This window comes from Caldisphaera sp., assembly GCF_046536515.1.
In the GTDB taxonomy this organism is placed as follows: Archaea; Thermoproteota; Thermoprotei_A; order Sulfolobales; family Acidilobaceae; genus Caldisphaera.
The window spans coordinates 1-4,509 of the sequence record NZ_JAWDMQ010000079.1 but is presented as its reverse complement, the minus strand read 5'-3'; the positions used below and the strand labels follow the sequence as shown (position 1 = coordinate 4,509).

Sequence of the window (4,509 nt, the reverse complement as noted above, 5' to 3'; positions counted from 1 at the left end):
AGTTTGCCACTTGGCAAGTGTCAATTTGACACTCGATTTAAAAAAGCAATATCCTCCCGCAGATTTTGGGGCAATTTCTAAGGCTTTTATTATATATAGGTGTCAAAGTGTCAAAAGTTTGACAGTTAATAGGAAATAATGTTCCCTTTTCATGAACCCAAGGGCACTCGCATGATACCATAAGGTTAGACTCATGCCACTGTCCATACCACTCATGGGTTAAAAAACTATCCTTTCCTAACCTTTTTACTATATATAGATATACACTCATAGAAACGGCATGAGCACTCACACAGGCTTTACACAAATCCTTGTGGCAGTGCCCTTGAACAACACTTTTCTACACAAATTTGTGTAGAAAAGGTGCCACTAAGGGTTATCGTCACCAGTGCATTCAAAGTCTTTGCTATAGAAGGTCTCTTCGTGCGATCCTTAACAAAGGTTTATTGGCTGGTGTGCTCTTGTTGAGCTCACTGCCTTGTTAAAACCATTTCATAAGCGGCAACACCTTTGAACTCTCCTTCTTATTTCTGCTTTTTTGCAATCTATGCTATCTTTACTTCTTCAGCTCTGGCATCACATTCCCGCCAGTGCCTTTATATCTCCTCTCCATCATCTTCCAAGCGTAATTCCAAAAATAATCAACACCAATAGATAATCTTTTTAGCGACTTTACTATCTATTTTCTGAATATTGGCTTCAGCTCTTTTAACATTAAGTGTAAGATCATAGAAGGAGATACTTTAATCCAGATAGAATTAATAATTGATCAATAAGCATGCTAACAGCTATTTACATTAATATATTAAGAAGACCTGATAGGTTATATGAAAGCTAAAAATGTGTTAATGAGGCTATTATAGGAACTTGAGAGGGTGACGATGGTTTAGGATTCAGGAAATTCTCTAGAACAATTTTAATTCTCTTTTTAGCATTTTCCCAAGCCTCCCATGGATTGCTTCCTTCAGCAGGATCTATCTTTATTAGGTACAATTCTTGGGCAGTGCCATCACTCAACCTGAGCTTCACTGTTCCATTGTCATTCATTATGAGATCCCATAAGCGAGCTGTGCCTTTATCCTCCTCATCATAAAACAAATTCTCGTTAAGCTCAGGGAAAGCGAGAACCGCTATATTACCCCTGTATTCATAAAGATAAGCCATTGCCTTAAATCTACCAGCAGTTAAGTAAGTAGGGCTACTGGAAAACTTGCACTCCACAATAAGCAATCTGTCTCCATCCCTTAAGCTTATGTCAGGCCTTCCTCTGGCCATCTTTGCTGCTTCCTCGTTGCTATCTGCACTAAGAAGCCTTGAATTATCAAGCTGTTTGTTGAGCAATATTTCCAGATTTCCTGATACCATTGTGTTTTCACTTTTTCTATCTATAATATAACCTAGATCTCTCAGGGTATCAATCAACAGTTCAGTCACGTAGAGCTCATAAAGTCTCCAGGCCAACAAGAGCAGGAGAGTTTTCTCAGACTTAGCAGAGCGCGGTGTAATATGTAAATCCTTTAGATGTCTTAGTAAATTGTAGGCATTCCATGCCTTATTTAACCATTCAGGTGCATAAGATCTAAACTTTTCCCACTCAGCATCGAGCTCAGCCTCGCTCAAGGGAATAGAGAACCTGTGAAGTTTCCCTTCCAGACCTGCAAACTCTTTAATAGATTTCAACTCCTCAACAGCTTTCTTCAACCCCTTTAATGTCACTCTTATTTCCTTGTTCAAAGGTCCATTTCCTTTAGTTGCCATGGTATCCACCGTATTGTAGATTTCATTAAGCTTCTCAAGTGAAATATTAACTAGCTCCAAAAGGAAGAGGAGTTCAGGCGAACTAAAGGATGGGACGTATGTCATAGAGGCCTGAAGACCGGCAGAGTAAACTGTTATGGTTTTAGCTATATTAACTGGTCCCCAAGATGCATTGTCATAAACTACCTGGAATTGTCTGTAGAGTAACCTATCCCTCTCTGCATCCTCGACAGCACTTCTTAAGTCCTCAGCTACAACTCTGGCTAGCCAAGTTACTAAGTAATCTCTAGTAAGTTCATCGACATCATAAACTTCTTTGGCTGACCTGAGCATTTTCTCAAGTATTGATTCAGAGCTTTCAGAAAAGTCCTCAAGATATCTCTTGACCACAAGCCTTGCCATGTACCTTATTCTCTTGCTTAAGGCCCTCAATTATACCTTACCCTCTTGCTTAAGGCAATTGTTCAGCAAACTGATAAAGGACTCCTTATCCTTGTCAATAAGTAGACCCATCGAGGATAAGAGGTAGTCACGAAATGCTTCCCCAACTTTTTCTGTGTTATCATTTTCTAAGAAACCAAGGATGTTACTTCTTGCTAAGAGCTCTATGGCTCCCTTAACAGCACTAGGCGGGATGCATTTAAGTTTATTGCGAGCACAATCTATGACTTTCTTTATAGTTTCCTTGGCACTATTTACGACTTCTTTATGTTCTTTGCTAAGCCTTTCTATAAGAAAATCCACATATCCGTCATCATCAGGGCACGGAATTTCTACTACACTAAATCTCCTCGTAAGGGCCTCACCTACCATAAAGAGGTTCCTAATATCAACTAAGTTCATAGTAGCGATCACTCTTAGATGTTTTAGAGGGTTGTTATTGTGCTTCCCATAGTATTCCAGGAATTTCTTTGCTTCAGCATCAATTTTGTCATCATATGACCTAATTTCTTCTACTAAGGTCTCAGGGATATGCCAGTCTTCAGGGTGAGGTGAAGGAAACATAGCAAAGAAGTCGCCAAATGCTTTGTCAACATCAGCTCTGTTAAGCTCATCGATTATGAGAAAAACTAGAAAGTCTTCATTGCCCAGTTTCTCCAATGCTTCTGCAGCTCTATTATAGGATCTTATTATGAATCCCGACCTCCACCTAACGGTACCATTTTCTAAAGTCTCACCACCTATCACATCTCTCCTGAACCAGAGGGCATTGGCAACTTCAACTATTGGCTCACAACCAGTAAGAGATTTTGAGAAATTTCTGGCTATGCTGGTCTTCCCTACTCCTGGCGGGCCAACAAAAAGCACATTGCCAAGAGATACGGCTACCGCTAACTTGCTATCTAGCGAGCTATTAATATAAAGCTCTTTCTTAATATCATTAATGGCTTTTTTATATAATTCATTACTTAAGGGCTTCGGAGTGCACTCATATGAGGATAACGCTTGTATCGTAGCAGAAGGTAATTGAGCTACTTTAGGTCTATAGAGTTCGATTACCTTATTAACCTCATTATCGTCATTAATTATTTTAAATAGAATATCCCATAAATTCTTCTGAAGGTCCTCTTTTTTTAAGCATTTGTTACTTTGAAAAGGTAATTTATTTGACTTCTCTATATCTTCTGTTAACTTTAGCCGTTTGTTTTTCAGGGAGTCCACAAAGTCTTTAGGATCATTAATTTTATTTTTATTAACTAAAAGTTCAATAACTTCATAATCAAGCCATAACACCCTCATTTTCCACCTCAGAATCCATGCACCTTCATTTTCACTCCAACCCTTGAAATTTCTATAGGCATCAAGCGTAATGTCCGTAATTAGTCCGAAGCCAAGGTATTGTGAGATATGAGTAGCATAAAAGAGACCTATGAGAGGTATTACTTCACTTTTGTTCTTTTTTAAGTCCTCAATAGCATTATTTTTAAATGTGAAATGGCTCTCTTCATAACTTTGCACTAAGTTTTTGAAAGGAAATGACAAATACTCATCCAAATGTCCTTTATTCTTAGCAGCTTTGTCACCCCACAAAACATAACCAGGCTCGCCCTCAAGAGAGTACTTCAGCGACCAGTACCAATGCTCTGGCAGTCCTGGAAAGACACATACATAGGGTAGCGGCCCATTACCATAATTTTTTAGCCAATTTATTACTTCTTTTAGATCTTCAAAACCATTGAAAGGGTCTCTATAAACAAACCAGTTTTCATAATTAGATTGATTAGACTGTATTAAATCCAAAATCTCACCAATCTTTATAACCAATTCAACAATTTTAGCTTTTACGTTAACCTAAAAACCATAGCATACAAGTCAAGAGCAACCTAGTTGTCCACCAAATTAACAAAAAACCTTCAATAAGACTAATCATACTTTAAATGAAAAGACTATCAATTTAACGCAAAATTTGCTTGCCTCTCGGCATAACGGTGCATGAAAGCAAGAACGAATGCCTTAATATAGGTAGTAATATTTATCTCAACTACCTGCAATGATTTGATGTCCTTATATGAAACTTAAGAAGATGTACTATTGTAGTACTAGATATAATAAATAAGGAAAAATTGCTCATAGGTATTTCTTATTGCAAAATTTTTAGTATAATTCAACTTTGTTTTTCTTAATTTTATATTAAAAATGGTGCCGCTATGCCTCGCAGGCATATGCCGCGGCCGGGATTTGAACCCGGGTCACGGGCTCGAAAGGCCCGCATACTGGGCCGGGCTATACTACCGCGGCACCATCCAGAAA

The 4,509-nt window shown here is 38.3% G+C and carries 2 protein-coding genes and 1 tRNA gene; all 3 read right to left on the bottom strand.

What is annotated here, in order from left to right; genetic code table 11:
* Positions 1–834: 834 nt before the first annotated feature.
* The 3 genes from RXO53_RS07795 to RXO53_RS07785 all read right to left on the bottom strand — a co-directional run bounded on the left by RXO53_RS07795 (position 835) and on the right by RXO53_RS07785 (position 4,497).
* The gene (locus RXO53_RS07795) at positions 835–2,190 is read right to left on the bottom strand and encodes a hypothetical protein (protein WP_410713659.1); all 1,356 of its coding nucleotides are present in this window, start codon (positions 2,188–2,190) and stop codon (positions 835–837) included.
* Entirely contained in the window at positions 2,191–3,999 is a 1,809-nt protein-coding gene (locus RXO53_RS07790) for an AAA family ATPase (RefSeq protein WP_410713658.1), read from the bottom strand. It lies immediately after the preceding gene.
* A gap of 423 nt (positions 4,000–4,422) precedes the next feature.
* Positions 4,423–4,497, bottom strand: a tRNA-Glu gene (locus RXO53_RS07785).
* Positions 4,498–4,509 lie beyond the last annotated feature (12 nt).